The sequence below is a fragment of the Pseudomonas asplenii genome, from assembly GCF_001293465.1.
In the GTDB taxonomy this organism is placed as follows: domain Bacteria; phylum Pseudomonadota; class Gammaproteobacteria; order Pseudomonadales; family Pseudomonadaceae; genus Aquipseudomonas; species Aquipseudomonas fuscovaginae_B.
The window spans coordinates 61468-88463 of the sequence record NZ_JSYZ01000017.1; the positions used below are offsets into that span (position 1 = coordinate 61468).

Consider the following 26996-nt stretch of genomic DNA (forward strand, 5'->3'; position numbering starts at 1 on the left):
GATCAGTCGTTGGTGATCAATGGATGAGTGATCAGTGCTCGTCATCGGCATAAGGGTCCGGATGACCCAGTTCAGCAAGCAACTCTCGTTCCAGTGCTTCCATTTCCTCGGCTTCCTCGTCATCGATGTGGTCGTAACCCAACAGATGCAGGCAGCCGTGAATGACCAGATGGGCCCAGTGGGCCTCCAGTGCCTTGCCTTGCTCGGCCGCCTCGCGGGCGACCACCGGAACGCAGATCACCAGATCCCCCAGCAGGGGAATATCCAGCAACTCGTCCGGCACGTCGGCGGGGAAGGACAGCACGTTGGTCGCGTAGTCCTTCTGGCGCCAGGTACGGTTCAGTTCGCGGCCCTCGGCCTCGTCCACCAGTCGAATGGTCAGCTCCGAGTCGGCGCTGCGCTGGCGCAGGGCCAGGGCGCACCAGGTACGGAAATCGGCCTCGCTCGGGGCCGGTGCGTCAGTGGCCAGTTGCAGGTCGAGTTCAAGCATCGGCTTGGCTGTCCCTGGCCGCAGCGGACTCGGTGCGCTTGTCGAAACGCTCGTAGGCTTCGACGATGCGCTGCACCAGCGGGTGGCGCACCACGTCCTTGGGCTGGAAGTGGGTGAAGCTGATACCCGGCACGTCCTTGAGTACCTCGATGACATGGGCCAGGCCGGACTTGGTGCCGCGTGGCAGGTCGACCTGGGTGATGTCACCGGTGATGACCGCAGTCGAGCCGAAGCCGATCCGGGTCAGGAACATCTTCATCTGCTCGACGGTGGTGTTCTGGCTTTCGTCGAGGATGATGAAGCTGTTGTTCAGCGTGCGGCCGCGCATGTAGGCCAACGGGGCGATCTCGATCACCTGGCGCTCGATCAGCTTGGCCACGTGTTCGAAACCGAGCATTTCATACAGCGCGTCGTACAGCGGGCGCAGGTACGGGTCGATCTTCTGGGCCAGGTCGCCCGGCAGGAAGCCGAGTTTTTCCCCGGCCTCGACCGCCGGGCGCACCAGCAGGATCCGCCGCACCTGCTCGCGCTCCAGGGCGTCCACGGCACAGGCCACCGCCAGGTAGGTCTTGCCGGTACCCGCCGGGCCGATGCCGAAGTTGATGTCGTTGGCCAGCACTTCCTTCACGTAGCGCTGCTGGTTCAGGCCGCGCGGGCGAATCATGCCCTTTTTCGTGCGCAGCGCCACCGCGGCTTCGGCGACCGGATTGTTCTCCAGGTCATCGGCAGTGGATTCCTGCAGGAACAGGTGCACCATGTCCGGAGACAGCTCGGTACCCTTGGTTTCCCGGTACAGGCGGCGCAGCAGTTGTTCTGCGGAAGTGGTGAGCTTGGGTTCGCCGATCAGTTCGAACTGATTGCCGCGGTTGCGGATCTTGATGGTCAGGCGCTGTTCGATCAGACGCAAATGCTCGTCGAACTGCCCGCACAGATTGGCGAAGCGATGGGCCTCGAAGGGCTCGAGGATGAAACGATGGGGTTCTATGGGTGCGTTCAAGGTTGTTTATCAGCCGCCCGACGGCAATGGAGATGAATTCAAGGATAACGCTAGCAGCCGGGGGACGAAAGCGCTTCCGTCTGACAGACCGTCCCCTCTTTGACGAGGAACACGGTTCACCGGGGCCAGGCTGCTCACAACGGCGTTACTGGAGCATCGAGCCGCGCAGCGAATGCGGCTGCGCGGAATCGATGTGGACGTCGACGAACTGGCCGATCAACTGCGGATTGTCGCAGCGGAAGTTGACGATACGGTTATTCTCGGTCCGGCCCTGCAGTTCGCCCGGATCCTTTTTCGAGTAGTCGGTCACCAGGATGCGCTGGACCGAGCCGACCATTTGTCGGCTGATCTCGAACCCCTGCTGGTTCAGGCGGTGCTGCAACGCGTTCAGGCGCTCTTTCTTCAGTTCTTCCGGGGTGTCGTCCGGCAGGTCCGCCGCTGGCGTACCGGGGCGCTGGCTGTAGACGAACGAGTAGGAGAAGTCGAAACCGACGTCCTCGATCAGCTTCATGGTCTGCTGGAAGTCCTTTTCGGTTTCTCCGGGGAAGCCGACGATGAAGTCCGAACTGATGCAGATGCCCGGCACGGCGGCACGCAGTTTGCGCAGCTTGGACTTGTATTCCAGCGCGGTGTGATTGCGTTTCATGGCCGCGAGAATGCGGTCCGAGCCCGACTGCACCGGTAGGTGCAGGTGCTTGACCAGTTCCGGGACCTCGGCGTGGGCCTGGATCAGGCTGTCGGAGAACTCCAGCGGATGAGAGGTGGTGTAGCGAATGCGTTCGATGCCGTCGACGGCCGCCACCACCCGGATCAGTTCCGCCAGGTCGGCCAGCCGTCCGTCATGGGTGACGCCGCGATAACCGTTGACGTTCTGCCCCAGCAGGGTCACTTCGCGCACACCGTTCTCGGCCAGGTGGATGATTTCGCCGATCACGTCGTCGAATGGCCGGCTGACCTCTTCGCCACGGGTGTAGGGCACCACGCAGAAGGTGCAGTACTTGCTGCAGCCTTCCATCACCGAGACGTAGGCGCTGGGGCCGTCGATGCGCGGTTCGGGCAGGTGGTCGAACTTCTCGATTTCCGGGAACGAGATGTCCACCTGCGGCAGGCGGGTGACCCGCGCTGCGTCGATCATCTCCGGCAGGCGGTGCAGGGTTTGCGGGCCGAAGACCACGTCGACATACGGCGCGCGCTTGCGGATCGCCTCGCCTTCCTGGCTGGCGACGCAGCCGCCGACGGCGATCACCATGTCCGGATTGCCTTCCTTCAGCTCGCGCCAGCGGCCCAACTGGGAATAGACCCGATCCTGGGCGCGTTCGCGGATCGAACAGGTGTTGAGCAGGATGACGTCGGCGTCTTCGGCGCGGGCGGTGACTTCCAGGGCCTGATGTTCGCCCAGCAGGTCGACCATGCGCGAGCTGTCGTACTCGTTCATCTGGCAACCGTGGGTTTCGATATAGAGCTTCTTGGCCATGGGCGGGTGTCGTCGAGTGATTCAAATAACCGCGCATTATAAGGGTCATCGCGGTCGCTTCCTAGCATTGTGCGTCCGACGGCTATGCTATAGTTCGCGCCCTCTTTCCATAGCCCCGATGTGTTGTCCGCCCGCCATGAGCAAACGTGAAACCCCGATCTACAAGGTGATTTTCCTCAACCAGGGCCAGGTGTTCGAAATGTACGCCAAGCAGATCTATCAGAGCGATCTGTGGGGCTTCCTGGAGGTCGAGGAGTTCGTCTTTGGCGAGCGCACGCAACTGGTGGTCGATCCGGGCGAGGAAAAGCTCAAGGCACAGTTCGAGGGCGTGGTGCGCAGTTTCGTGCCGATGCACTCGATCGTGCGGATCGACGAGGTCGAGCGCCTGGGTACACCGAAGATCAGCGAGGCGCGGGGCATGGGCAATGTCACGCCGTTTCCGATGCCGATGCCGGAGAAATAACCGCTGGCTTGAAGGCGGTCACTTCCCGCAAGGGAACGGGTCAGGGCAGCGGTGAAAAGGGCGTGCGCCCATCCGCGGTCTGCAATTCCAGCAGGTACTTGCGGAAGATCTGCCCCAGTACCTGGGTCGCCATCTCCAGTTCGTCCCGCGGCATCTGTGCCGCGACTTCGTCGGCGGTGTCCAGGGCGTCCTCGGCACCATTGACCGCCGCCATCTTCAGCACGATATAGGCCTGGACATTGTTGGCCGGTACGCCCTCACCCTTGTAGAACATGATGCCGAGCTGGAACTGGGCCTGGGCGTGACCCTGCAGGGAAGCCAGTTCGAAGTTGCTCAGGGCCTTGTTGAGGTCGCGTGGGGCATTCTTGCCATCGTAGTAGAACTCGCCCAACTCGTATTGCGCCTGCGCGTCGCCGCCCTTGGCTGCCTGTTCGCAGGCGCTCAGGGCCTCGGCGAGATCCTGCGGCTGGGTGTTGAGGGTGCAACGCCCCATTGCCGGGATCAACAACGAGTTGCCACCGGCATGGGCCAGCAGCGGCTGAAGGAGCAACAGGCAGCCCAATGAAAGGGCGCGGCTGGTGCGGTTCATGGGAATCGACGTACCTCTGAAGGGCGGGCGTACCCGGCCAGGGGATGTGTATGGCGCGCATTATGAAATAAGCGGGGGCCACCTTACAAAGTCTTTACTCGTTTTTCTGCTGCGTGGGCGTTATATCGCCCGGTTTTGCCGGACATGGATGGGATGACGGGGAGCGACACCGAAAGTTTAGCCGGGAAAGTCGACGCCGGTCGGGCCCGGCGTCGAATCGGTGACGGGTGCCTGCGCTTATTTCAGCGCGGCGAAGGCCCGCTCGGCGGCATCCAGGGTCAGTTTCAGCTCGGTGTCGCCGTGGGCGATCGAGGTGAAGCCGGCTTCGAAGGCGCTTGGCGCCAGGTATACGCCGCCTTCGAGCATCAGGTGGAAGAAGCGCTTGAAGCGGTCGGCGTCGCTGGCCATCACGTCGTCGAAGGTGACGATGTCGTCGGCACCGCTGAAATACAGGCCGAACATGCCGCCGGCCTGGGTGGTGACGAACGGGATACCGGCGGCATCGGCACGCTGCTGCAGGCCGTCGAGCAGGCGCGTGGTGTAGTCGGTCAGTTCGGCATGGAAGCCCGGACGGCTGATCAGGCGCAGGGTGGTCAGGCCGGCGGCCATGGCCAGCGGGTTACCGGACAGGGTGCCGGCCTGGTAGACCGGGCCCAGTGGGGCGATGCGCGACATGATCTCGCGCTTGCCGCCGAAGCAGCCTACGGGCATGCCGCCACCGATGATCTTGCCGAAGGTGCTCAGGTCCGGGGTCACACCGTAGTGGGCCTGGGCACCGCCGAGGGCGACGCGGAAGCCGGTCATCACTTCGTCGAAGATCAGCACCACGCCGTGCTGGTCGCACAGGCTGCGCAGGCCTTCGAGGAAACCTGGCGTCGGTGGCACGCAGTTCATGTTGCCAGCCACTGGCTCGACGATGATGCACGCCACGTCCTGGCCGACCTCGCCGAGCATCTTCGCCACCGCGTCGATGTCGTTGAACGGCAGGGTCAGGGTGTGCCTGGCGAACGCCGCCGGCACGCCGGCCGAGCTCGGTACGCCCTGGGTCAGCGCGCCGGAGCCGGCCTTGACCAGCAGGCTGTCGGAGTGGCCGTGGTAGCAGCCTTCGAACTTGATGATGCTGTCGCGGCCGGTGTAGCCACGGGCCAGGCGGATGGCGCTCATGGTCGCCTCGGTGCCGGAGCTGACCATGCGCACCATTTCCATCGACGGCACGATCGAGCAGACCAGGTCGGCCATTTCGGTTTCCATGGCGGTCGGTGCGCCATAGGACAGGCCGTGTTCCAGCTGCCTGCGCACCGCATCGAGCACGTCCGGATGGCTGTGGCCGAGGATCATCGGCCCCCAGGAACCGACGTAGTCGACATAGCGCTTGTCGTCCTCATCGGTGACGTAGGCGCCTTCGGCGTGCTTGAAGAACAGCGGGGTGCCGCCGACGCTCTTGAACGCCCGAACGGGCGAGTTCACGCCACCGGGAATATGTTTCTGGGCATTGGCAAACAGCGTTTCGGAACGAGACATGGTCGGGCTCTCAGAAAATCATGAAGTGAAGAGGGCATTGAAGGCGCGCGCGCGGCGCGTCACTTCCTGGGCGCTTTCGGCACCGAACAGCCCGTGGATCACCGCCAGCAGGTCGGCACCCTGGGCGACCAGCGGCGCGGCATTGTCGAGGGTGATACCGCCGATCACGCAGATCGGCAGGTGCAACGCAGGGCGGGCCCGTTCGAGCAGGGCGATATCGGCCGCCGGTGCACCGGGCTTGGTATTGGAATTGAAGAAGCGGCCAAAGGCGACGTAGCTGGCGCCTTCCCGGGCGGCCTGTTCGGCCAGTTCCAGTTGCGCATGGCAGGTGGCACCGATGATCGCCCGGCTGCCGAGCAGTGCACGGGCCGGGGTCAGTGGGCCGTCGGTCTGCCCGAGGTGTACGCCGACCCCTAGGCGCGCGGCCAGTTCGGCGTCATCGTTGATGATCAGCCGGGTCCCGTAGCGCTCGCAGAGCCTGAGCAGGGCCTCGGCCTCGCGCAGGCGGCGGGCCTCGTCGGTACTCTTGTCGCGATACTGCAGCAGCGTCACGCCACCTTCCAGTGCGGCCTCGACATGGGCGAGGAACTTGCCGGCCAGCAACTGGCTGTCGGTGATGGCATACAGGCCACGTAGTTTCATCGATTCGGCCTCAAGACGTTACGGGTGGAGACATTACGAGCAGAAATCCAGCGGCAGGCGGCGCGGTACGAACTGCCCCTGGCCCAGTTGTTCGGCGTCACGCAGGGTGCGCCAGGTGTAGTCCAGGGCCGATTGCACGGCGCTGACCAGTTGCTCGCCCTGGGCCAGGCGACCGGCGAGGGCGCTCGCCAGGGTGCAGCCCGAACCATGATAGCTGCCGGGCAGGCGCTGGCATTTGAAGGTCTGGCGGCTGCCGTCACGACCGTACAGGCGGTTGTGGATCTGCTCCTCATCGCCATGGCCGCCGGTGATCAGCAGGTATTGGCAGTACGGCAGGAGCTTTTGCGCGCATTCATCGGCGCTGCCTTCGGGCAACTCGGCCAGGATGCGCGCTTCGGGCAGGTTGGGGGTGGCGATCTTCGCCAGGGGCAGCAGGCGCTCGCGCATGGCGTAGCCGACCTCGTCCTTGCCCAGTCGGCCGCCGCCGCCAGCGCGCAGCACCGGGTCGCAGACCATCGGCAGATGGGGGTGCGCCTGGAGCAGTTCGACTACCGTGTCGACCATTTCCAGGGAGCCGAGCATGCCCAGCTTGACCGCCGCGACCGTCGAGTCGTTGAGCACCGCATTGGCCTGGGCCAACACCCACTCGCGATCGAGCACGCGGAAGTCGCTGACATTCACCGTATCCTGCACGGTCAGCGCGGTGACCGCGGGAGCGGCATGGCAACCCTGGGCGAGCAGGGCTTCGATATCCGCCTGGAGGCCGGCGCCGCCACTGGGGTCGTGTCCGGAAAGGCAGAGAACAACGGGACGAGAGCTGTAGATATTCATGGGGCGCGAGCTTACCACCAATCGCTTTTTTCGGAATCGTCCACGCAGCGTTGCATCTTTTCCCGGAAGGTTTGTCCGATGTGGCCGACAGCAGCTACTCACAAATTCGATTCAATCGCGCAAATGCCCGTTCTAGAGCGATTCGCCGAAATATTACAATGGTGTTTTTTAGCCATCAGTGGCTATGCTAGAGTGGATCCAAACGAATAACAGGCTATGCGGCATCACGTCGTCTCAAGGGAATGGGGGCTCCTGACGCGACCGGAATGGCCATGCTGGGGCTGTATGCGCTATTTGCTGATGATGTTGTTGAGCTTGCTGCCGCTGATGGCGAGCGCAGTCGAGTTTGATGAATCCACTCAGAGCCTGCCCCTGGGCCGGGTCATGCAAGTGTTCGAGGACGTGGGCGGCCAGGCCGCTATCGCGCAAATTGCCTCGCCCGCCATGGCCGGCCACTTTCGTCAGCACGACAAGGACGCGCTCAACGCCGGTTATTCGCAATCGGCGTTCTGGCTCAAGGTCGACCTGACCTACAAGCCGAAAAATCCCGACGCACGGCGAACCTGGCTGCTGGAACTGGCCTACCCGCCGATGGACCACATCGACCTCTACCTGCCGGACGCCAGCGGCGAATACCGTCTGAACCAGCGTACCGGTGATGAGCTGCCCTTCGCCAGCCGGCCGATCAAGCAGAACAACTACCTGTTCGAGCTGGATTTCGCCCCGAACGAAAGCAAGACCGTCTACCTGCGCCTGCAGACCGCGGGTTCGGTCCAGGCGCCGCTGAGCCTGTGGTCGAGCCAGGCCTACCTGGAGGAGCAGCCGGTGCGCCTGTACGTGCTCGGGCTGATCTATGGCGTGCTGTTGGGGATGCTGGTCTACAACCTGTTCATCTACCTCAGCGTGCGCGACACCAGCTACCTCTATTACATCTTCTATATCGCCTCGTTCGGCTTCTACCAGTTGTCGGTCAACGGTGCGGCGGTCCAGTACTTCTGGCCGAACAACCCCTGGTGGGCCAACGCCGCGACGCCGTTCCTGATCGGTTCGGCGGGTTTCTTCGGTTGCCAGTTTTCCCGCCGCTTCCTGAATACGGCGGCCCACAGTCGCTGGCTGGATCGCCTGTTGCTGCTGTTGATGGCGGTGGGGGCGCTGGTCATGGCGTTGTCGCTGATGAGCGGCTATGCGCTGGCCCTGCGCCTGGCAACGGCGCTGGCCCTGGCCTTTACCGTGACCATCTTCTTCGCCGGGCTCAGTGCCTGGTACCGCGGCCAGAGGGTGGCCCGCTATTTCATTATCGCCTGGTCGGCGTTCCTGCTGGGCGGGTTGGTCAACACCCTGATGGTGCTGGGCTATCTGCCGAACATGTTCCTGACCATGTACGCCAGCCAGATCGGCTCGGCCCTGGAGGTTGGCCTGTTGTCGCTGGCCCTGGCCGACCGGATCAATGCCATGCGCGAACAGCAGGCGCAGACCCTGCTGGAGTCCGGGCAGAAACTGGAAGTGCTGAACCAGGAACTGGCCAACAGCAATCGCCTCAAGGACGAGTTCCTGGCGACGGTCACCCATGAATTGCGCACGCCGATGAATGGGGTGATCGGTTCGCTGGAACTGATGCAGACCCTGGAACTGAATCCGGAACTGGAGCAGTACCAGCAGACGGCCGCCGGTTCGGCGCGGGACATGATGCGCATGGTCAACGGCCTGCTCACCCTCACCGAGCTGCAGGCCGGGCGGCTCAAGGTGTATCCGCAGGCTTTCAGCCTGCGGGGCCTGCTCAAGGGCCTGCAGGAACAGTTCGCCGGGAATGTGCTGAACAAGGGGTTGCATTTCTCCGTCGAAGTGGCCGACGAACTGCCCGACAGCCTCCACGGCGATGCGACGAAAATTGTCCAGTGCCTGGAGTGCCTGGTGGACAATGCCATTAAGTTCACCCGTGAAGGCGGGTTGGTGTTGCGGGTGATCGGCCACTCGGCCGAGCCCGGGCACCTGACCCTGTCCTTTGCCGTGATCGACAGCGGAATCGGTTTCACCCATCTGGACGAAGCCACGCTGTACCAGCGGTTCTTCCAGCTCGATGGCTCGATGACCCGCGAATACGGCGGCCTGGGCATTGGCCTGGCGATCTGCCGGCAACTGATCGAACTGCTGGGTGGGCGCATGACTCACCAATCCGAACCGGGCATGGGCAGCCGCTTCCAGATCGAGGTCGATGTGACGGTGTCGGCGCCGCGGCTTTCCCGGCCATTGTCGACACCGCGCAAGCCGCAGGAGTGCACGGTGTTGCTGGTGGACGGCAATGAGGTCAGCCAGTTGGTGGTCAGGGGCATGCTCCTCAAGCTCGGCTATCGGGTGCTGACCGCCAACGTGCCTCGGGCGGCCATCGACCTGTTGCGGCAGGACAGTGTCGACGCGCTGCTGCTCGATAGTGCGGCCGAACCGCAGGGGGCGGCGATATTGTGCGAGCAGGTACGCCTCGCGCAGGTGCCGATCCTGGCGCTGACCGGCCTTGTCAATGGCGTGGAGCACGAGGGGGCCCGGGCCGCTGGCGTCACCGATTACCTGCACAAGCCGGTGCGTTTCGAGGAGTTGCAGAGTGTCCTGGCGCGGCGGCTGTTGAGTCAGGTAGAGGGCGAAAGCGCCGGCATTTAGGCGTATATGCCACTTTTTTCCCGGTGTGCTGCATGATTCACTGGCCTTCCAGGTACTTCCTGCAGGAGCAGCCCCGATGAATCTCCATCAGTACGCCGAAACCCACGAAGTCACCAATCAGCCACCCTCGCTCGATGGCGCCAACCTCTACCGGATCGACCTGCCGCTGCAGGAGTGGTCGCGGCGCCTTGGCGCCGGTTGGGCGCAGGCCCGTATCGACGAGTATGGGGCGCTGGCCGGAGGGCCGCTGATGGAGGCGGGTTTCCAGGCCAACCAGAACAAGCCGGTGTTCGTCAGCCATGACCGCTATGGTCATCGCCAGGACCTGGTGGAGTTTCATCCTGCCTATCACGAGCTGATGCGTACCGCCATCGAGCACGGCCTGCCCTCGCTGCCCTGGACCGACCCGCAGGACGGTGCCCACGTGGCCCGCGCCGCGATGACTTACCTGCACAGCCAGGCCGAGGCCGGCACCGGCTGTCCGCTGACGATGACCTTCGCCTGCGTGCCGGCCCTGAGGCTGCAGGCGGACATCGCCGGGCAGTGGCTGCCGAGCATCCTCAGCACCCGCTATGACCCGCGTAATGTCGGAATCGCCCACAAGAGCGGCGCCACCATCGGCATGGCCATGACCGAGAAGCAGGGCGGCACGGATGTCCGGGCCAACACCACGCGCGCGTATCCCGTCGGCGCTGGCGGTCCCGGCCAGCCCTATGAGCTGGTGGGGCACAAGTGGTTCTGCTCGGCACCGATGTGCGACGCTTTCCTCACCCTGGCCCAGACCGACAAGGGCCTGACCTGTTTCCTGCTGCCGCGGCACCGCCCGGACGACAGCCGCAACCAGTTCTACATCCAGCGCCTGAAAAACAAGCTGGGCAATTGCTCGAACGCCTCGAGCGAAGTGGAATTTCGTGGCGCCCTGGCCTGGATGATCGGCGAAGAAGGGCGTGGCGTGCCGACCATCATCGAGATGGTGGCGATGACCCGCTTCGATTGCATGGTCGGCTCCAGTGCCCTGATGCGCCAGGCCCTGACCCAGGCCAGCCACCACTGTGCGCATCGACGGGTCGGTGGGCGCCTGCTGAGTGAGCAGCCGCTGATGCAGAACGTGCTGGCGGACCTGGCGCTGGAGAGCGAGGCGGCCCTGGCCCTGAGCCTGCGCATGGGCCAGGCGCTGGACCGCCTGGGAGATGAGCGCGAGGCCCGCTTCGCCCGGCTGGTCACGGCGGTGGGCAAGTACTGGATCTGCAAGCGGGCGCCGGCGATGATCAACGAGGCGGCCGAATGCATGGGCGGCGCCGGCTACGTGGAAGACAGCATCCTGCCGCGGCTGTACCGCGAGGCACCGGTGAACTCGACCTGGGAAGGTTCGGGGAACGTGCAGTGCCTGGATGTACTGCGCTCGCTGTCGAAGGAGCCGGGGGTGCTCGAAGTGCTGTTCGACGAGCTGGGCGATGGTCATGGCGACCCGCGCCTGGCCCGGCATATCGGGCAACTCAGGCAGGCGTTCGCCGATACCGGCGACATCCAGTACCGTGCCCGGCAACTGACCGAGGACATCGCCCTGGCCCTGCAGGCCAAGCTGCTGCTGGAGGCGGGCAACTCGGCGGTCAGCGACGGTTTCATCGCCGGGCGCCTGGACGGCGCTGGCCGGGTCTACGGCACCTTGCCACGCGGGGTGAATGTCGAAGCCATCGTTGCCCGTTCGACCCCGCAGGGCTTCTGATCGCGTGGCGGAACGAAACGCCGATGTTCCCGTCCGACGAGGTTGCAGGCAAGATGAGGGCCTGCAACATCAAAAGACAGGATACTCTCCGTGACCGAAGCTTTTATTGTCGTGCAAACCCCCGAGCAGGCCGTCGACCGCCTGGCCGAACTCCACGAGCGTGCGACGACCGCCCTGAGCCAGGCGCTCAAGCGCTATCTCAAGGACCGCGTCGAACCCGACGCCGACCAGCGCGCCCTGTTCCGTTACCCCGAACTGCGCCTGACCTACACCTATCAGGGCGAGGTTCCGACGACCACTCGCGCCTATGCCAAGGTCCAGTTGCCGGGCACCTACAGCGCCACCGTCACCCATCCCAGGGCGTTTCGCAAATATCTGCTGGAACAGCTGGTGCCGTTGATGCGCGATTTCACCGTGACGGTGGAAGTCGGTGTCAGCGAGCAGAACATTCCCTATCCGTACGTGGTCGAGCAGGGCGATGAACTGGCCGGTTCCGGCGTGACCGCCGCGGCCCTGGCACGGGTGTTCCCGAGTACCGACCTGTCCGCCGCCACCGACGATATCGCCGATGGCCTGCACGACTGGGAAAACGCCGAGCCGCTGCCGCTGGGGCTGTTCGATGCGGCGCGGGTCGACTTTTCCCTGCGTCGCCTGGTGCACTACACCGGCAGCGACTGGCGCCATGTGCAGCCGTGGATTCTGCTGACCAACTATCACCGCTACGTCGACCAGTTCATCCTCCATGGCCTGGAACAACTGCGCGACGATCCGCGTTTCGTGCGCATGGTGCTGCCGGGCAACGTGATCATCGACAAGGGCATGGACTACGCCGAGGCCCAGGCGGTGGCGGCCGCGGTGGTCTGGCACCGCTACCAGATGCCGGCCTATCACCTGCAGGCCGCGGATGGTCATGGCGTGACCCTGGTCAACATCGGCGTCGGTCCGTCCAACGCCAAGAACATCACCGACCACCTGGCGGTGCTGCGTCCGCATTGCTGGCTGATGATCGGCCACTGCGGCGGCCTGCGCCAATCCCAGACCATCGGCGACTACGTGCTGGCCCACGCCTACATGCGCCGTGACGGCATCCTCGACCGGGTGGTGCCGCCGAACATCCCGATTCCGGCCCTGGCCGAAGTGCAACTGGCGCTGCAGGAAGCGGCCGCGAATGTCACCGGCGACAAGGGCGACGACCTGAAGAAGCGCCTGCGTACCGGTACCGTGCTGACTTACGACGACCGCAACTGGGAATTGCGCTGGGCCCAGGAGCGTCCGTTGATCAACCTGTCCCGTGCCGTGGCGGTGGACATGGAAAGCGGCACCATCGCCGCCCAGGGCTATCGCCTGCGTGTGCCCTACGGGACGTTGCTGTGCGTATCGGACAAGCCGTTGCACAGCGAAATCAAGCTGCCGGGGTCGGCGAACGCGTTCTATGAGCGGGCGGTCAGCCAGCACCTGAAGATCGGCATCGCCGCGGTGGACCTGCTGCGTACCGAGCTGCACTCGCTGCACTCGCGCAAGCTGCGCAGTTTCGACGAGCCGCCGTTCCGCTGATATCGCTGGCGTGGGCGGCCGCGGAGTCTTGTGTCGCCCAGGTTGACGCTTTCGCGGGCAGGCCCGGCTCCTACAGTACCGCGTCGTATACAAAATCTGTGAACGACGCAGTACTGTAGGAGCCGGGCTTGCCCGCGAAGCTTTTATCATCCTCGAAAGCATTGGTCATGGCCCGTCTGGAAATAATCCCCGGCACGCCCTAGCATGACGGCTCCTGATCCTCAGATGTCCACTTCGCCATGCCTCGTCCCCCCCGTCCCATCGCCCGCCGTTCGGCGGCGAAAAGCCCTGTCGCTCCCCGTCGTGTCGCCAAGGCGCCGCCGCGCGAGCCCAAGCTGATCCTGTTCAACAAGCCGTTCGATGTGCTGACCCAGTTCAGCGACGGTGAGGGAAGGGCAACGCTCAAGGACTTCATCGATGTGGCGGGGGGCTACCCCGCCGGCCGGNNGCGGGTGTCTACCCGGCCGGCCGTCTGGACCGCGACAGCGAGGGGCTGTTGCTGTTGACCAACGACGGCCAGCTCCAGGCGCGCATCGCCGACCCGAAGCACAAGCTGGCGAAAACCTACTGGGTGCAGGTCGAAGGCATTCCCACGGCGGAGCAGATCGAGCGTTTGTGCAAGGGCGTCGAGTTGAACGATGGCATGACCCTGCCGGCCCAGGCCCGGCTGCTCGAGGAACCCCAGCTCTGGCCGCGCAACCCACCGGTGCGCTTTCGCCAGAGTATCCCCACCCGTTGGCTGGAACTGATCATCCGCGAAGGCCGCAACCGCCAGGTGCGGCGGATGACGGCTGCGGTGGGCCTGCCGACCCTGCGCCTGGTACGGGTGCGGATTGGCGACTGGACGCTCGATGGGCTCGACCAGGGCCAGTGGAAGGAAGTCCCGGCGCGGTTATAGCGAGCCGGACTCGATCAGGCCGATCACCACGCTCTTGATCACGAACGCCGCCACGCCCAGGCCCAGCACGAAAAACAGGATCAGCGTACCGAAGCGTCCGGCCTTGGACTTTTTCGCCAGGTCCCAGACGATGAAACCCATGAAAATGATCAGGATGCTGACCAGGCCGGTCATCATCCATTCTTCGAAAACGGCAGGATCCATCGGGACTCTCCAGCACACGCGAGGTAAAAAGCCCACCGAGTATACGCCAGCGAAGAATCGGCCGGCATTGACCTGCGGCGGTTTGCCTCAGATCCCGGTTCAGTTGCGCAGGTGATTCAACGGCAACTCGGTGCTGTTGAGCACCTGGTTGAGCACGAAGCTGGAGCGCACGCTGGTCACCCCTTCGATACGGGTCAGGTGGCCGAGCAGCAGTTTCTGGTAGTGATCCATGTCGGCCACCACCACCTTCAGCTGGTAGTCGGCATCCATCCCGGTGACCAGGCTGCACTCCAGTACCTGCGGCAAGCTGCGGATCGCCGCCTCGAAGTTCTCGAAGCGTTCAGGGGTGTGCCGGTCCATGCCGATCAACACGTAGGCGGTCAGGCTCAAGCCGAGCTTCTTGCGGTCCAGCAGGGCGACCTGGCGCGAGATGTAGCCGTCGTCTTCCAATTGCTTGACCCGCCGCGAACAGGGCGATGGCGACAGGCCGATGCGTTCGGCCAGCTCCTGGTTGGAGATGCGGGCATCGCGCTGCAATTCCGCCAGAATGCTCAGGTCGTATCGGTCGAGTTTGCTCATCATTCAGACCTTTATCATAACAATTGCGCTGAATTATCCATCTGAAGCGAAATATTGCGCAAGTCATGTTTATTCGAGCAATGTTCGCAATCGCCTGCCGCCGCTGTCGGCCTATTCTTATCACCAGAATCACTGCAACACGAATCACTGCCCGGACATCGAGTCCACAGCGGTCCGCCGAATCAGGCGCGCCGCGGCCGGCAATCCCACAGGGTTGTGCAGGCCCCCGGGCTACACACGGTCCAGAAGACGGTGTGAGGTGAGCCGGCGTCAAAAGCGTCGAGCACGGACGAAATTCCCCAAAGGGAGGCTGACGAGCCTCCCTTTTTTATTGGGCGTAAAATAAGTCGCGTGACTGATAAAGTGTTGCAGAACCGGAATCCGCTTTCCCAGTCTTATGGTCATGCCCTGAACCGCAGTGAGGAACCGAATGAAATCGCGCATCTGGCGTCTGGCAGGTGTTGGCTTGCTCTGTATGAGTGTTGGTGCGCAAGCGCTGGCTGAAGATCGGGGTGACGATAATCAGCAACATCCCCATCCCAACGGTGGCCAGCGTGGCCCCGAAGGGCGGCCGGGCGGTCATGAGGAGCGGCCGGGGAACAATCAGCCGCGCCCGGAGAACGTCCAACCGCGTCCGCAGACACCAGAGGTTCGCCCGCAGGCACCCCAGGCCCGTCCGGAGATGACCCCGTTCCATCCGCAGAACAGCCAGCCCCGTCCGGAGAACAACCCGCACTTCGAGCGGCGCGAGCAGAACTTCGGCGGCCAGTGGCAGCCGCGTCCACCCCAGAACGATCCCAACCAGCAGAGTCGCCCGGCGCCACAGCCGCAGAACAACCTGCCGATCCAGAGCCGGCCCGATACCGTGCGCCAGACCCAGGAGCCGCTGCGTGGCAACTACTCGGACATTCCCCGGCGCAACGGCTACAACCCCGGCTGGCAGCCCGGCGGCTACAACGGCCGGCCCGGTGGCAACTTCGATCACCCCAACGACCACCGCTGGCCGGGGCGGCCGTCCGGCCATGGCAATGGCTGGGGCCCCGGGCCGCAGTATCGTCCCGGTTATGTGATCGACCGTTTCCCCGACCGCAACTGGCGGGTGCCGTATCGCGGGCAGGACTACTTCTTCTCCGGCGGCTACTGGTATCGCCCGCAGGGGCCACGTTATGTGGTGGTCGCACCACCGCGCGGGATCCGTATCAGTTACCTGCCCGACTATGCACGGGAAGTCTGGGTCGGCAGCACGCTGTTCTTCCTTGCGGCAGGCGCCTACTACCTCTATCAGGAAGATACCCAGGACTACGTGGTGGTCGATCCGCCCGCCGCCGCGCCACAGGTGGCGCCGACGCCATCGGGCAATGGCTATGACGTGGTGGCCTACCCGGCCAACGGCCAGAGCCCCGAGCAGGTGCAGCAGGATGGCGAGGACTGCTATCGCTGGGCCGTGCAGCAGAGCGGCTTCGACCCGGCCCGGGCCACCTATGCCCCGGACCCCTCGGTGGTGCAGACCTACCGCCAGGCACAGGGCAACTGCCTGAGCAGCCGCGGCTACCAGGTCAACTACTGATCAGTCGCGGCGCTTCACCACTTCCCGAGGGTCGGCGTGCACCAGCACTTCGGCCTTCGGGTAAACGGCGCTGATCGCATCGGCGGCCTGGTCGCTCAGGCCATGGGCCACCGACAGCGTCAATTCCCCCGGCAACTCCAGGTGCAACTGCACGAACCAGTGGTTGCCCGACACCCGCGTACGCAGGTCATGGGCGCCGAGCACACCCGGCACGCCCTTGGCGAGCTCCAGCATGTGCTGGCTGATTTCGGGCGACAGTTCCTCGTCCATCAGCACGGCAAAACTCTCGCGGCCGATCTGGATCGCACTCCACAGGATGTAGGCCGAGATCCCCAGGCCGAACCAGGCGTCCACCTGGGCGAAGCCGAGGCTGGCGAAGACCAGGGCCAGCAGGATGCTGCCGTTGAGCAGCATGTCCGAGCGGTAATGCAGCGAGTCGGCGCGCACGGCGGTGGAGCCGGTGGCACGGATGACCCGGTGTTGCAGCACCAGCAGCGCGGCCGTGAGCGCCAGCGACAGCACGATCACGCCGATGCTCAGCCAGGGCGCGCCGACCGGCTCCGGATGGCGGATCCGTTCCACCGCCTGTACCGCGATCAGAATGGCGCTGCCGGCAATGAACAGCGCCTGGGCCATGCCGGACAGCGACTCGGCCTTGCCATGGCCGTAGCGGTGATCGTCATCCGCCGGGCGCAGCGCATAGTGCACCGCCAGCAGGTTGAGGAACGAGGTCACGCCGTCGAGCGCCGAGTCGGTCAGGCCGGCGAGCATGCTCACCGAGCCGCTCAGCCACCAGGCGATGGCCTTGGTCACGATCAGGATACTGGCGACCGCCACCGAGGCCCGGGTGGCCAGGCGCAGCAGGCGAGCGTGTTCGGGGCTGTTGCTCATGCAGGGGCGGTCCTTGTGCGGGCGGGTATCAGGCGGAAGGTTGCAGGCCGTACAGCGCCAGTTGCTGCAGGCTGCCCTTGTGCTGGATCAGCCGCGGATCGTTCAGCGGCAGGCTCTGGCCCAGTTCGGTCTGGATGATGGCCTGCAGTTTCTGGTTGTCCACCCGGCCATCGGTGCCAATGGATTCATGGAGTTTTTCCGGGGCGATCTGCGCGGTGGTGCCGTTGGGCAGGTAGATGGCGCCGGTGGCGAAGTCGATGCCGAAGGCGATCAGCCCGGGGATGACATAGAACAGGATGCCGATGGCATCGAGGCCGGCGACCAGCGGGTCGATCTTGCCTTCGATCTGGCCACGGCGGTCGGGGAAAAAGATCGAGCCACAGGCGGTCAACTGGGTCAGCAGGGTGGCAACCACGACGCCGCCGATAACGCGCGAAGAAATACGCATGCAAGGATCTCCTGGGGGAAAGGCCAACTATACAAGGGTCAACGAATAAGACCGTGATTAATGCAGCTCGGTTCGCCGTTATACTCGGCGGCCTGTTCTGGAGCCACCATGATTTCCTTGCCGATTGATGAAGTTTTGCCTGCCCTGCGCCAGGCCCTGGGCGAACGCCACGAAACCGTGCTCGAAGCCCCGCCCGGCGCGGGCAAGACCACCCGTGTGCCATTGGCGCTGCTGCACGAGCCGTGGCTGGCCGGGCAAACCATCCTGATGCTCGAACCTCGGCGCCTGGCGGCCCGTGCGGCGGCCGAGCGACTGGCGGCGGAGCTGGGGGAAAAGGTCGGCGAAACCGTGGGTTATCGTATCCGCCTGGAGAGCAAGGTGGGCCCCGGCACGCGGATCGAAGTGGTCACGGAAGGTATCCTGACCCGGCGCCTGCAGGATGACCCGGCCCTGGAGGGCGTCGGCCTGCTGATCTTCGACGAGTTCCACGAGCGCAGCCTGGACGCCGACCTGGCCCTGGCCCTGAGCCTCAATGGTCGCGAGATGTTTCGTGACGAGCAGCCGCTGAAGATCCTGCTGATGTCGGCGACCCTGGAGGGCGAGCGCCTGTCCAGCCTGCTGGGGGACGCGCCGGTGGTGCGCAGCGAGGGCCGCATGTTCCCGGTGGCGACCCGTTGGGGGCGGCCTTTCCAGCCCGGCGAGTTCATCGAGCCGCGGGTGGTGCAGACGGTGCACGAAGCGGTCAGCGATGAAAGCGGCAGCCTGCTGGTGTTCCTGCCGGGGCAGGCTGAGATCCGCCGCGTGCATCAGCAACTGGAGGAAGCCCTGGGCAGCCGCCCGGAGATCCTGCTCTGCCCGTTGCATGGCGAGCTGGACCTGGCGGCCCAGCGTGCGGCCATCGAGCCGGCCCCGGCGGGCAAGCGCAAGGTGGTGCTGGCGACCAACATCGCCGAAACCAGCCTGACCATTGACGGCGTGCGGGTGGTGATCGACGCCGGGCTGGCGCGGGTGCCGCGCTTCGACCCGGGCAGCGGCATGACCCGCCTGGATACCCAGCGCATTTCCCGCGCGAGTGCGACCCAGCGTGCCGGCCGGGCCGGGCGCCTGGAGCCGGGCGTGTGCTATCGGCTGTGGTCCGAGGCCCAGCATGAACAACTGGCGGCCTACGGCAGCGCCGAGATTCTCCAGGCCGACCTGGCCGGGCTGGCCCTGCAACTGGCGCGCTGGGGCGTGGCGGTCGAGCAACTGGTCTGGCTCGATGTGCCCCCGGCCGCGGCGTTTACCCAAGCCCGCGACCTGCTCCAGCGCCTGGGGGCCCTGGCGGTGAAGCCGGGCGAAGCACCGACGCTGACCCGCCATGGCCAGGCCATGGCCGAGCTGCCGGCGCATCCGCGTATCGCCCACCTGCTGTTGCGTGGCCAGGCGCTGGGTCTGGCGAACATGGCCTGCGATGTCGCGGCCCTGCTCGGCGAGCGCGATATCCAGCGTGGCGGTGGTGCCGACCTGCACAGCCGCCTGGCCTTGCTGGCGGGTGAGGAACGGGTGGCCCGCGGTGGACAGGGCGGGGTGCAGCGCGCCCGGCAGTTGGCGCGGCAATACCGGGGTTACCTGCGCGGCAAGGCGACCGAGCCGGTGGCCGATCCCGAGCATTCGCGCTGGCTCGGTGCGCTGCTGGCGCTGGCCTACCCGGACCGGGTCGCCCAGCAGCGCCGCGCCGGTGGTGCGGAATACCGCCTGGCCAACGGCCGCGCGGCGATGTTCAGCGAAACCGACAGTCTGATGAAGCAGCCCTGGCTGGTGATCGCCGACCTCGGCAGTCGCCAGGGGCAGCGCGAAGAGCGGATCTACCTGGCGGCCGAGTTCGACCCCGCTCTGTTCGACACGGTGCTGGCCGAGCAGGTGAGCACTGTCGATCAACTGGACTGGGATGAGCGTGAGGGCGTGCTGCGTGCCGAACGCCAGCGCAAGGTTGGCGAACTGGTGCTCAGTCGCGAGCCGTTGACCGGCCTGGACGAGAGCGCCCGCAGCCAGGCGCTGGTCAACCTGGTGCGGCGCAAGGGCCTCGAACTGTTGCCCTGGACGCCGGAACTGCGCCAGTGGCAGGCGCGGGTGGCCCTGTTGCGCCAGCTTGACCTGGCGGACAAGGGCGAGAGCGAATGGCCGGACGTCAGCGACCCGGCCCTGCTGGCGAGCCTGGAGCACTGGCTGGCACCTTACCTGGGGCGGGTTTCGCGGCTCAGCCATTTCGCCAACCTGGAACTGGCGAGCATCGTCCACAACCTGCTGCCGTGGCCGTTGCCGCAGCGCCTGGACGAACTGGCCCCGCACCATCTGAGCGTGCCGTCGGGCTCGTCGATCCGCCTGGACTACAGCGAGCAGCCGCCGATCCTGGCGGTGCGCCTGCAGGAGCTGTTCGGGCTGGCCGAGACGCCGCGGGTGGCCGGCGGCCGGCAGGTGGTGAAGCTGCACCTGCTGTCTCCGGCGCGACGGCCGGTGCAGGTGACCCAGGACCTGGCGAACTTCTGGCGCAGCACCTATGCCGACGTGAAGAAGGATCTGAAGGGGCGTTACCCCAAGCACTACTGGCCGGATGATCCGCTGGTGGCCGAGGCGACGGCGCGGGCCAAGCCGCGCAAATAACCACCCGACACCGCCCACCTGCAGGCGCGTGATCGGCGTCTGTTCAGCCAACCCGCCGGGCGTCCCGCCGCACCGCCTGCGGTGGCACGCCAAAGCCGCGGATGAACACCTCGCGCATGTGACGCCGGTCCCGGAAGCCGGTTTCCCGGGCCACCACATCCAGGCTGTGGCGGCTCTGCTCGATCATCAACCGCGCCGCCTCCAGCCGCAGGCTCTCCACGGCCCTGGCCGGCGATTGGCCGGTCTCGGCGGTGAACACGCGGGTGAACTGCCGCGGGCTCAGGTGCACCACCTCGGCCAGTTCCTCGACGCTCAACGGCCGGCTCAGGTGCTGGCGGGCATAGTCCAGGGCGCTTTGAATCCGGTCCGACTTGGGGGACAGCGACAGCAGTTCGGAGTGCTGCGACTGTCCGCCGGAGCGGCGTTGATGCATGACCAGGCGGTGTGCCACCGACCGTGCGAGCTCGGGCCCCAGATCCTTCTCCACCATCCCCAGGGTCATGTCCATCCCGGCGGTCATGCCGGCGGAGGTCCATACCGGCCCATCGACGATGTAGATCCGGTCGTCCTCGACTTCGATGTCCGGGTAATTCGCCTGCAGGTCCGCGGCATAGGCCCAGTGCGTGGTCGCGCGACGATGGTCGAGCACGCCCGCTGCGGCCAGGACAAAGGCACCCGTGCAGATCCCCGCCGTGCGCCGGGCGTTTTCGGTGAAGCCGCGCACACTGTCGAGCACGCCCGCGTCTGGTGGCGTCAGCGGCTCGAGGGTGCCCGCCACCATCCAGCTGTCGGCGAGGCCGGGCTTGCCCAGCGCCAGCGTGTCGATCTGCATGCCCAGGGACGAGCGCACCAGGCCTCCCGCCAGGGAGAAGTTCTGGATCCGGTAGACCGGCTCCCCCGCGACTATGTTGGCGAACTCGAAAACTGCCTGGGTCGCCAGGGACATGACCTGAAAACCTTCGGTCAGCAAATAGCCCACTCGGTGCATGGCAATGCTCCTGTTCTGATGTCCTGAAAAACTACCATATACGTCGTTTAAGACATAGTCGGTTTTCCGCATCATGGCTCCAGTCCCCCACACATGACGGAGCAGCAACATGACTCAGGAACACAAAGGCACCGCCCTCATCACCGGCGCTTCCAGCGGAATCGGTGCCATCTATGCCGAGCGCCTGGCTCGTCGCGGTTACGACCTGGTGCTGGTGGCCCGCAACCGTGACCGCCTCAACATGCTGGCCAGCCGCATCACCACCGACACCCAGCGCAACGTCGAAGTCTTCCCGGCGGACCTGGCCGACTCGCAGGACCTGGCCCGGGTCGAGCGCAAGCTGCGCGAAGACGCGAGCATCACCCTGCTGGTGAACAATGCGGGGATCGGCACCCACACCAGCCTGCTGGAAAGCGACGTGGAGCGGATGGCCGAGATGATCGGCCTCAACGTCACCGCGCTGACCCGCCTGACCTACGCCGCGGTACCGGGCTTCATCGCCCGCCGGCAGGGCGCGCTGATCAATATCTCGTCGATCGTCAGCCTGGCCCCGGAACTGCTCAATGGCGTGTACGGCGGCAGCAAGGCGTATGTCACCGCCTTCAGCCAGTCGCTGCACAAGGAGCTGTCGGCACAGGGCATCAAGGTCCAGGCCGTCCTGCCCGGGGCGACCGCGACCGACTTCTGGCAGATCGGCGGCCTGCCGCTGGAAAACCTCGACCCGGGCATCGTGATGTCGGCCTCCGACCTGGTCGACGGCGCCCTGCAGGACTTCGACCGGGATGTGCTGATTTCCATCCCGTCGCTGCATGACCTGCAACCGTTCGAACACTACGAAGCCAGCCGGCAGGCCCTGTTCAGCCAGCTTTCCAGCAACCGCCTGGCGCCTCGCTACAGCGCCAACTGATCCCCGTTCATTGAGAAGGACACGACCCATGAAACTCAGCGCAAACACTGTCTTCATCACCGGCGGCACCTCGGGTATCGGCCGGGCCCTGGCCGAGGCGTTCCACCAGCGTGGCAACCAGGTCATCATCGCCGGCCGGCGCCAGGCCCTGCTGGACGAGATCGCCCGGGCCAACCCGGGGATCGACACCATCCAGTTGGATATCAACGATCCGCAGCAGATCAAGGCGGTCGCCGGGGAAGTCATTCGCCGCCATCCGTCGCTGAACGTGGTCATCAACAACGCCGGCATCATGCCCTTCGACAATCCTGGCTCCGGTGACTACGACGATGAGCAGGCCGTAGGCCTCTTGCAAACCAACCTGCTCGGCCCGGTGCGGATCAGCGCGGCGTTCGTCGAGCATCTCAAGCGCCAGCCCGAGGCGTACATCATCAACAACAGTTCGGTACTGGCCTACCTGCCACTGGCGGCCACGGCCCTGTACTCGGCGACCAAGGCCGCGATCCACTCCTACTCGCTGTCGCAACGTTTCGCCCTGCGTGATACCAGCGTCAAGGTGCTGGAAATCGCGCCGCCGTGGGTGGACACCGACCTGATCCACAAGAGCGGCGACGAGCGCGCCATGCCGCTGGACGAGTTCATCCGCGAAACCCTGGTCAAGCTCGAAACCGCGACCACCGAAGTACTGGTGGACCGGGTCGTGCCGCTGCGTGCCAACCAGGGCCAGGGCGAGCATGAGCTGATCCACCAGTTCAACCTGTCGCTGGTCGACAACCCGATTCCTGTCGCCTGAGTGGGTGGGCACCTGCCGTGTTCCGGCAGGTGCCCCAGCATTTTCAATGAAACATTGAAGGTCTTGCCCCGATCGGGCGGTTTTTCCGATTGAGCGGCACGGATAGCCTGACACCACTCCCATTCTGTCGGTGCCAACCTCTGATGAGGTGGCGGGCTCCCGGCAGTGTCAGTTCGAAGTCCAGGAAATCGAAAATGAAAACCCTCTTCAAGGTTGCAAGCCTCGCGCTGGCCATTTCCGCCAGCGCTTTCTCTTTCGCCGAGCAGGCCGCCACGCCGGCCGGCAAGGCCGCTCTCGAACAGGTCTACGCGTTCGACGGCGCCATGCCGACGGGGGTGACGGTGAGCGAAACCGGAAGGATTTTCGTCAACTTCCCGCGCTGGGGTGACAACGTCGAATTCACCGTGGCGGAAATCGTCGACGGCAAGCTGGTCGCCTACCCGAACCGGTCGATCAATACCGCCGATCCCAAGGACCCCGCCGCCGGCTTCATCAGCGTGCAGAGCGTGGTCGCCGATGGCCGTGGCCGGCTCTGGGTGCTCGACACCGCCGCTCCCGGGTTTTCCCGACCCAGGGCCGGGGGCGCCAAGCTGGTGGCGATCGACCTGGCCTCGAACAAGGTGGTGAAGACGCTGGTGTTCCCCGCCAGCGTCATCCTGCCGAGTACCTACGTCAACGATGTGCGCTTCGACTTCCGCGTCGGCCAGGCCGGTGTCGCCTATGTGACCGACTCTTCCGTCAGCGGTCCCGGCGGGATCATCGTGGTCGACCTTGCCACTGGCAACGCCAGCCGGCGCCTGAGCGGTGCGAAGTCGACTTCGGTCGACCCGTCCTTCGTCCCGGTGATCGAGGGCAAGCCGGCACTGATCACCCGTGACGCCCAGGGGGGGAACAGCTTCCTCAAGGTCGCCTCCGACGGCATTGCCCTGTCGAGCGATGGCCAGACCCTGTACTTCTGCCCGCTGTCGAGCCGGCACCTCTATTCGATTTCGACCGCGTTGCTGCGCGACGCCAGCGTGAGCGAGGCCGAACTGGAGAAGGCGGTCGTCGACCTGGGGGAAAAGGGCGCCTCGGACGGCCTCGAGGCGGACGCCAACGGTTCGGTGTATGCCGGCGACTACGAACACGACGCCATCCGCCAGCGCCTGCCCGACGGGCGCTGGCAGACCATCGTCCAGGACCCGCGGGCGCAGTGGCCGGACACCCTGTCGATCGGGCCGGACGGCTATCTTTACTTCACCGCGAACCAGTTGCATCGCTCGCCCGGTTTCCATGATGGGCAGGACAAGCGGGAAAAACCCTACCGGCTGATGCGGGTGCGGATCGACGCCAAGCCGGCGGCGACCCACTGAGGGCCCTGAAGGCCGCTAGTGCCCGGCCGGCAATAGAAACCGCGCCACCAGCGGCAGGTGATCGGAGATCTTCAGCGTATCGTCCTGGCGCACCTGTGCCTGCACCCGGCGCATCTTCGCGCTGTAGAAGAAGTAGTCCAGCGTGCGGTCCGGGCCGCTGATGGCGGGGTTGTTCGGATAGAAGGTCAGCCACTGCTCGCGGTCGATCCCGCTGGCTTCATTGTTGCTCGGGATCATCGGGTACTTGTCCCACAGCACGTGCAGTTCGCTGTCCGCCGAATAGCCGCCGCGCAACTGCGCCGGCAGGCGCAGATACTGGCCCAGGGGCAGCAGGTTGAAATCGCCGCCGATCAGCCAGGGCGTGCCCTGGCTTTCGAGCTTGTCCAGCAGATGGGTGGTCGCCTGCACCTGGCGCAACTGGGTATCGTTCTGGGCAAAGGGCGCCAGCTGGGTGTTGATCACCGCCAGTTGATCGCCATTGCTCATCGGCAGGTAGTTGAGCAGCAGTGCCGGGCGGGGCTGGAACTGGCGGGCGATCAGGTTGGCCGGGCCGAGGGGCAGTTGCAGGCGCTCGGCATGTTCGACCTGGTAGCGGCTGAGAATCGCCAGCTTGCGGCCGACGCTGCCGAGGATATGCCAGTTGGGCACGAAATCGGCTTTCCAGTCGAAGGCCTGCGTGCTGCAGGGGTAGAGGTCGGCGACCCGTTCCTGGAGCAGTTTGAGCTGATCCTGATAGGCGCTGGCCTTGGCGTTGTCGTCCACTTCCTGCAACAGCACGAGGTCCGGCTGCTCGTCACGAATCACCCGCGAGACTTCATCGAGGCTGAAGGCCATGTCGGCCTGCGTCGGGCGTTCATCCTTGCCGTTGCCGTCGGCCGTTTCGTACCAGAACACGTAGCGCTTGCCGGCCAGGTACTGGACGTTCCAGGTCATCACCTTGAGCGCCTGGCCGGCGACCAGCACCGGCGCCTGGGCGGTGCAACTGACGGGCAGGGTTTCCTTGTCGGCGGGGCGCCAGGTCAGGCTGTAGAGGGCGAGGCCGAGCAGGGCGGCGATCAGGACGAGGCTGAGAACGGTGTAACGTAATAAACGGGTCATGGGCGCGGCTTATGACGTTGCAGTTGATGTGGGAGCATACCCGACAGCCTTGTCAGCGGTTAACCCCGCTCCCTGAGGGCTGTCCGGTCAGTCCCGGCCAGGCTTTTCGCTGATCAGCATATACAAACGGAAGAGCACGACGCTGGTGAACAGTTGTAAAAAACTGTGGGCGCTGTCGATGACCAGCGTCAGCAGCGGGTTCTGCGGCTCCGGGTAGAGGTTGGCGGTGATCCCCTTGAGTATCCACAGCGGCGCCATGACGCAGAGGATGCAGGTGAAGATCAGCCAGAAATGCCCACGGCTGAGATTGAAGCTCTCCTTCATCGCCCGCAGGGGCTCGCTCCTGTTCAGCACCAGCCGGTATTCGGCGAAAGCCAGGACCACGGTCAGCCAGATGCCGGGCAGGAAATACAACGACAGACCCAGCACGGTCGCCACGGTGGTGGTCGCCGCCAGCAGGGCCATGCGTGGCCACAGGCTCAGGGCCGCGGCCAGCAGCACGCGATTGGCGGGTGCTTCTGCGCGGGTACGGGCATCGAGGAACAGGATCAGTGCCGCGGTGTACAGCGGGTAGACCACCAGCCCGGCCAGCAGGTCGTAGGTGGGTGGGGCGTCGGGGCCGATGGCATTATCCAGCAGGTGCTGGAGCACGGTTTCGAGCACTATCAGGGGCAGGCAGAGCCCGGCGATCCGGCCCAGGTTGCGGCGGAAGAAATACAGGGAGTCGCGCAGTACGGTGAACGGAGTCATGGGATCGCTATCAAGGTCAAAGCAAGGCGCCACTTTAACCGATGCGGCTGGCCGACACTCAAATGTAAACGTTGCGTAAGGATCATTGAAACTTCCTGCAACAACCCCATAACTGATGCACGTCCCTGCCAGCGTTGGCCCGGACGACCGATTTCTACCCGGCAATCTGATGAGGTCGCCATGAATAGCGAAGAGCAAACCCTGATCGATGGACTGTTTTCACGGTTGCAACAAGCCGAAAAGGATTCAGCCCCGCGTGACGCCCAGGCCGAGGCGCGGATCAAGGAGCATCTGACGCGCCAGCCGGCTGCGCCGTACTACATGACTCAATCGATCCTGGTGCAGGAGCACGCGATCAAGAGTCTCGACGAGCAGAACAAGCAACTCCAGGCCCAGGTCCAGCAGCTTCAGGCCGAATTGCAGCAGGCCCGTGCCCAGGGCGCGGCACCGGCGCAGAGCAGCGGCGGGTTCCTGTCGAGCCTCTTCGGCGGTGGCAATCGCGAAGCGGCCCCGGCTCCGGCCCCTGCCAGCTCGGGTGGCGGTTGGCGTGAGCCGGCGCGGCCAGCTTTCAACGCCCAGCCGCAGCAGAGCTACAACCCTCCACCCAGCTACGCACCACAGCAGGCGGCCCCGGCCGCGCCGATCGGCAGCGGCTTCCTCGGTGGCGCGCTGAAAACCGCAGCGGGCGTGGCCGGCGGCGTGATGCTGGCCGAAGGCATCAGCAGCCTGTTCCACCACAACCAGCAACAGCCGCAGATCATCGAGGAAATCATCGAGCCCGCGCCGATGAGCAACAACGATGGCTGGGGCAATGGTGGCGGTTGGGGCGACGAGCAGCGCATGGCCAACAACGACGCCTGGGGCAATAACGATCAGGGCGGTTTCCTCGACAGCGACGACAGCTCCTTCTCTGACGACGACTCCTACGTCTGATCCCTCGCA

The 26996-nt window shown here is 65.0% G+C and carries 24 protein-coding genes and 2 pseudogenes; 12 read left to right on the forward strand and 14 right to left on the reverse strand.

Features of this window, described 5'->3' with window-relative positions; genetic code table 11:
• Nucleotides 1–31: 31 nt before the first annotated feature.
• The 3 genes from ybeY to miaB all read right to left on the reverse strand — a co-directional run bounded on the left by ybeY (nucleotide 32) and on the right by miaB (nucleotide 2961).
• Nucleotides 32–490, reverse strand: a complete 459-nt coding sequence (gene ybeY, locus PF66_RS21020) for an rRNA maturation RNase YbeY (protein ID WP_054057098.1) — start codon at nucleotides 488–490, stop codon at nucleotides 32–34.
• Nucleotides 483–1487 (reverse strand): PhoH family protein, encoded by a 1005-nt coding sequence (locus PF66_RS21025; protein ID WP_054063741.1) that lies wholly within the window; start codon nucleotides 1485–1487, stop codon nucleotides 483–485. Before PF66_RS21025 ends, ybeY begins: the two co-directional genes overlap by 8 nt.
• 145 nt (nucleotides 1488–1632) lie before the next feature.
• Nucleotides 1633–2961 carry a tRNA (N6-isopentenyl adenosine(37)-C2)-methylthiotransferase MiaB gene (gene miaB / locus PF66_RS21030; protein WP_054057100.1) on the reverse strand — a complete coding sequence of 443 codons (1329 nt, stop codon included), beginning with the start codon at nucleotides 2959–2961 and terminating at the stop codon, nucleotides 1633–1635.
• 136 nt (nucleotides 2962–3097) lie between these two features.
• Between miaB and PF66_RS21035 the strand changes: the two genes are divergently transcribed.
• Complete coding sequence (locus tag PF66_RS21035; protein WP_054057101.1) at nucleotides 3098–3424, forward strand: DUF1820 family protein; 327 nt, start codon at nucleotides 3098–3100, stop codon at nucleotides 3422–3424.
• Between the two features lie 40 nt (nucleotides 3425–3464).
• Here the strand turns inward: PF66_RS21035 and PF66_RS21040 are convergent, their stop codons facing one another.
• From PF66_RS21040 to PF66_RS21055, 4 genes are all read right to left on the reverse strand, one after another.
• A complete protein-coding gene (locus tag PF66_RS21040; protein WP_054057102.1) occupies nucleotides 3465–4013 on the reverse strand; it encodes a tetratricopeptide repeat protein in 549 nt (182 codons plus the stop codon).
• A 237-nt stretch (nucleotides 4014–4250) separates the two neighbouring features.
• A complete protein-coding gene (gene hemL, locus PF66_RS21045; protein ID WP_054063742.1) occupies nucleotides 4251–5534 on the reverse strand; it encodes a glutamate-1-semialdehyde 2,1-aminomutase in 1284 nt (427 codons plus the stop codon).
• Nucleotides 5535–5552: 18 nt separating this feature from the next.
• A complete protein-coding gene (gene thiE / locus PF66_RS21050) occupies nucleotides 5553–6176 on the reverse strand; it encodes a thiamine phosphate synthase (protein WP_054057104.1) in 624 nt (207 codons plus the stop codon).
• 33 nt (nucleotides 6177–6209) lie between these two features.
• Nucleotides 6210–7007 (reverse strand): hydroxymethylpyrimidine/phosphomethylpyrimidine kinase, encoded by a 798-nt coding sequence (locus tag PF66_RS21055; RefSeq protein ID WP_054063743.1) that lies wholly within the window; start codon nucleotides 7005–7007, stop codon nucleotides 6210–6212.
• A gap of 285 nt (nucleotides 7008–7292) precedes the next feature.
• Between PF66_RS21055 and PF66_RS21060 the strand changes: the two genes are divergently transcribed.
• The 5 genes and pseudogenes from PF66_RS21060 to PF66_RS21075 form a co-directional block, all read left to right on the forward strand.
• Nucleotides 7293–9659, forward strand: a complete 2367-nt coding sequence (locus tag PF66_RS21060; RefSeq protein ID WP_054057106.1) for a hybrid sensor histidine kinase/response regulator — start codon at nucleotides 7293–7295, stop codon at nucleotides 9657–9659.
• 76 nt (nucleotides 9660–9735) lie between these two features.
• Nucleotides 9736–11385 (forward strand): acyl-CoA dehydrogenase family protein, encoded by a 1650-nt coding sequence (locus tag PF66_RS21065; RefSeq protein ID WP_054057107.1) that lies wholly within the window; start codon nucleotides 9736–9738, stop codon nucleotides 11383–11385.
• A 90-nt stretch (nucleotides 11386–11475) separates the two neighbouring features.
• On the forward strand, nucleotides 11476–12939 hold the full coding sequence (gene amn / locus PF66_RS21070) for an AMP nucleosidase (RefSeq protein ID WP_054057108.1): 1464 nt from the start codon (nucleotides 11476–11478) through the stop codon (nucleotides 12937–12939).
• Between the two features lie 239 nt (nucleotides 12940–13178).
• A pseudogene (locus PF66_RS33495) lies at nucleotides 13179–13385 on the forward strand (pseudouridine synthase); the annotation flags it as partial.
• A 2-nt stretch (nucleotides 13386–13387) separates the two neighbouring features.
• Nucleotides 13388–13837: pseudogene (locus tag PF66_RS21075) on the forward strand (pseudouridine synthase); the annotation flags it as partial.
• Here PF66_RS21075 and PF66_RS21080 read toward each other — a convergent pair.
• Together PF66_RS21080 and PF66_RS21085 are read right to left on the reverse strand one after the other, a co-directional pair.
• Nucleotides 13832–14041 (reverse strand): DUF2788 domain-containing protein, encoded by a 210-nt coding sequence (locus tag PF66_RS21080; protein WP_017903158.1) that lies wholly within the window; start codon nucleotides 14039–14041, stop codon nucleotides 13832–13834. The pseudogene PF66_RS21075 and the gene PF66_RS21080 overlap by 6 nt on opposite strands.
• Nucleotides 14042–14140: 99 nt before the next feature.
• On the reverse strand, nucleotides 14141–14620 hold the full coding sequence (locus PF66_RS21085; protein WP_054061508.1) for an Lrp/AsnC family transcriptional regulator: 480 nt from the start codon (nucleotides 14618–14620) through the stop codon (nucleotides 14141–14143).
• 430 nt (nucleotides 14621–15050) lie between these two features.
• Between PF66_RS21085 and PF66_RS21090 the strand changes: the two genes are divergently transcribed.
• Nucleotides 15051–16187, forward strand: coding sequence for a DUF6515 family protein (locus PF66_RS21090; protein ID WP_054063744.1), 1137 nt, complete (start codon nucleotides 15051–15053; stop codon nucleotides 16185–16187).
• Here the strand turns inward: PF66_RS21090 and PF66_RS21095 are convergent, their stop codons facing one another.
• Nucleotides 16188–17078: a cation diffusion facilitator family transporter gene (locus tag PF66_RS21095; protein ID WP_054061505.1), complete on the reverse strand. Its 891-nt coding sequence runs from the start codon at nucleotides 17076–17078 to the stop codon at nucleotides 16188–16190.
• Nucleotides 17079–17106: 28 nt separating this feature from the next.
• Entirely contained in the window at nucleotides 17107–17526 is a 420-nt protein-coding gene (locus PF66_RS21100) for a hypothetical protein (protein ID WP_054061504.1), read from the reverse strand.
• A 108-nt stretch (nucleotides 17527–17634) separates the two neighbouring features.
• Between PF66_RS21100 and hrpB the strand changes: the two genes are divergently transcribed.
• A complete protein-coding gene (gene hrpB / locus PF66_RS21105) occupies nucleotides 17635–20166 on the forward strand; it encodes an ATP-dependent helicase HrpB (RefSeq protein ID WP_054063745.1) in 2532 nt (843 codons plus the stop codon).
• Between the two features lie 43 nt (nucleotides 20167–20209).
• On the opposite strand, the gene PF66_RS21110 is transcribed toward hrpB, so the two are convergent.
• Nucleotides 20210–21154, reverse strand: coding sequence for a GlxA family transcriptional regulator (locus PF66_RS21110; protein ID WP_054063746.1), 945 nt, complete (start codon nucleotides 21152–21154; stop codon nucleotides 20210–20212).
• A gap of 109 nt (nucleotides 21155–21263) precedes the next feature.
• On the opposite strand from PF66_RS21110, the gene PF66_RS21115 reads away from it, so the two are divergent.
• The 3 genes from PF66_RS21115 (at nucleotide 21264) to PF66_RS21125 (ending at nucleotide 24206) form a co-directional block, all read left to right on the forward strand.
• A complete protein-coding gene (locus tag PF66_RS21115) occupies nucleotides 21264–22061 on the forward strand; it encodes an SDR family NAD(P)-dependent oxidoreductase (protein ID WP_054058674.1) in 798 nt (265 codons plus the stop codon).
• A gap of 28 nt (nucleotides 22062–22089) precedes the next feature.
• Complete coding sequence (locus tag PF66_RS21120; protein ID WP_054058675.1) at nucleotides 22090–22854, forward strand: SDR family oxidoreductase; 765 nt, start codon at nucleotides 22090–22092, stop codon at nucleotides 22852–22854.
• 194 nt (nucleotides 22855–23048) lie between these two features.
• Nucleotides 23049–24206, forward strand: coding sequence for an L-dopachrome tautomerase-related protein (locus PF66_RS21125; RefSeq protein ID WP_054063747.1), 1158 nt, complete (start codon nucleotides 23049–23051; stop codon nucleotides 24204–24206).
• Nucleotides 24207–24221: 15 nt separating this feature from the next.
• Here PF66_RS21125 and PF66_RS21130 read toward each other — a convergent pair whose 3' ends face one another.
• The gene (locus tag PF66_RS21130) at nucleotides 24222–25304 is read right to left on the reverse strand and encodes an endonuclease/exonuclease/phosphatase family protein (RefSeq protein ID WP_054058677.1); all 1083 of its coding nucleotides are present in this window, start codon (nucleotides 25302–25304) and stop codon (nucleotides 24222–24224) included.
• A gap of 87 nt (nucleotides 25305–25391) precedes the next feature.
• A complete protein-coding gene (locus PF66_RS21135) occupies nucleotides 25392–26054 on the reverse strand; it encodes a YciC family protein (RefSeq protein ID WP_054063748.1) in 663 nt (220 codons plus the stop codon).
• A 180-nt stretch (nucleotides 26055–26234) separates the two neighbouring features.
• On the opposite strand from PF66_RS21135, the gene PF66_RS21140 reads away from it, so the two are divergent.
• On the forward strand, nucleotides 26235–26987 hold the full coding sequence (locus tag PF66_RS21140; protein WP_054063749.1) for a DUF2076 domain-containing protein: 753 nt from the start codon (nucleotides 26235–26237) through the stop codon (nucleotides 26985–26987).
• Nucleotides 26988–26996 lie beyond the last annotated feature (9 nt).

Excerpts from the sequence above, each read along its gene's own strand:
- ybeY (WP_054057098.1), bottom strand. The coding sequence starts at position 490 with ATGCTTGAACTCGACCTGCAACTGGCCACTGACGCACCGGCCCCGAGC.
- miaB (WP_054057100.1), bottom strand. The coding sequence starts at position 2,961 with ATGGCCAAGAAGCTCTATATCGAAACCCACGGTTGCCAGATGAACGAG.
- PF66_RS21035 (WP_054057101.1), top strand. The coding sequence starts at position 3,098 with ATGAGCAAACGTGAAACCCCGATCTACAAGGTGATTTTCCTCAACCAG.
- PF66_RS21040 (WP_054057102.1), bottom strand. The coding sequence starts at position 4,013 with ATGAACCGCACCAGCCGCGCCCTTTCATTGGGCTGCCTGTTGCTCCTT.
- hemL (WP_054063742.1), bottom strand. The coding sequence starts at position 5,534 with ATGTCTCGTTCCGAAACGCTGTTTGCCAATGCCCAGAAACATATTCCC.
- thiE (WP_054057104.1), bottom strand. The coding sequence starts at position 6,176 with ATGAAACTACGTGGCCTGTATGCCATCACCGACAGCCAGTTGCTGGCC.
- PF66_RS21055 (WP_054063743.1), bottom strand. The coding sequence starts at position 7,007 with ATGAATATCTACAGCTCTCGTCCCGTTGTTCTCTGCCTTTCCGGACAC.
- PF66_RS21060 (WP_054057106.1), top strand. The coding sequence starts at position 7,293 with ATGCGCTATTTGCTGATGATGTTGTTGAGCTTGCTGCCGCTGATGGCG.
- PF66_RS21065 (WP_054057107.1), top strand. The coding sequence starts at position 9,736 with ATGAATCTCCATCAGTACGCCGAAACCCACGAAGTCACCAATCAGCCA.
- PF66_RS21080 (WP_017903158.1), bottom strand. The coding sequence starts at position 14,041 with ATGGATCCTGCCGTTTTCGAAGAATGGATGATGACCGGCCTGGTCAGC.
- PF66_RS21085 (WP_054061508.1), bottom strand. The coding sequence starts at position 14,620 with ATGAGCAAACTCGACCGATACGACCTGAGCATTCTGGCGGAATTGCAG.
- PF66_RS21090 (WP_054063744.1), top strand. The coding sequence starts at position 15,051 with ATGAAATCGCGCATCTGGCGTCTGGCAGGTGTTGGCTTGCTCTGTATG.
- PF66_RS21095 (WP_054061505.1), bottom strand. The coding sequence starts at position 17,078 with ATGAGCAACAGCCCCGAACACGCTCGCCTGCTGCGCCTGGCCACCCGG.
- PF66_RS21100 (WP_054061504.1), bottom strand. The coding sequence starts at position 17,526 with ATGCGTATTTCTTCGCGCGTTATCGGCGGCGTCGTGGTTGCCACCCTG.
- hrpB (WP_054063745.1), top strand. The coding sequence starts at position 17,635 with ATGATTTCCTTGCCGATTGATGAAGTTTTGCCTGCCCTGCGCCAGGCC.
- PF66_RS21110 (WP_054063746.1), bottom strand. The coding sequence starts at position 21,154 with ATGCACCGAGTGGGCTATTTGCTGACCGAAGGTTTTCAGGTCATGTCC.
- PF66_RS21115 (WP_054058674.1), top strand. The coding sequence starts at position 21,264 with ATGACTCAGGAACACAAAGGCACCGCCCTCATCACCGGCGCTTCCAGC.
- PF66_RS21120 (WP_054058675.1), top strand. The coding sequence starts at position 22,090 with ATGAAACTCAGCGCAAACACTGTCTTCATCACCGGCGGCACCTCGGGT.
- PF66_RS21125 (WP_054063747.1), top strand. The coding sequence starts at position 23,049 with ATGAAAACCCTCTTCAAGGTTGCAAGCCTCGCGCTGGCCATTTCCGCC.
- PF66_RS21130 (WP_054058677.1), bottom strand. The coding sequence starts at position 25,304 with ATGACCCGTTTATTACGTTACACCGTTCTCAGCCTCGTCCTGATCGCC.
- PF66_RS21135 (WP_054063748.1), bottom strand. The coding sequence starts at position 26,054 with ATGACTCCGTTCACCGTACTGCGCGACTCCCTGTATTTCTTCCGCCGC.
- PF66_RS21140 (WP_054063749.1), top strand. The coding sequence starts at position 26,235 with ATGAATAGCGAAGAGCAAACCCTGATCGATGGACTGTTTTCACGGTTG.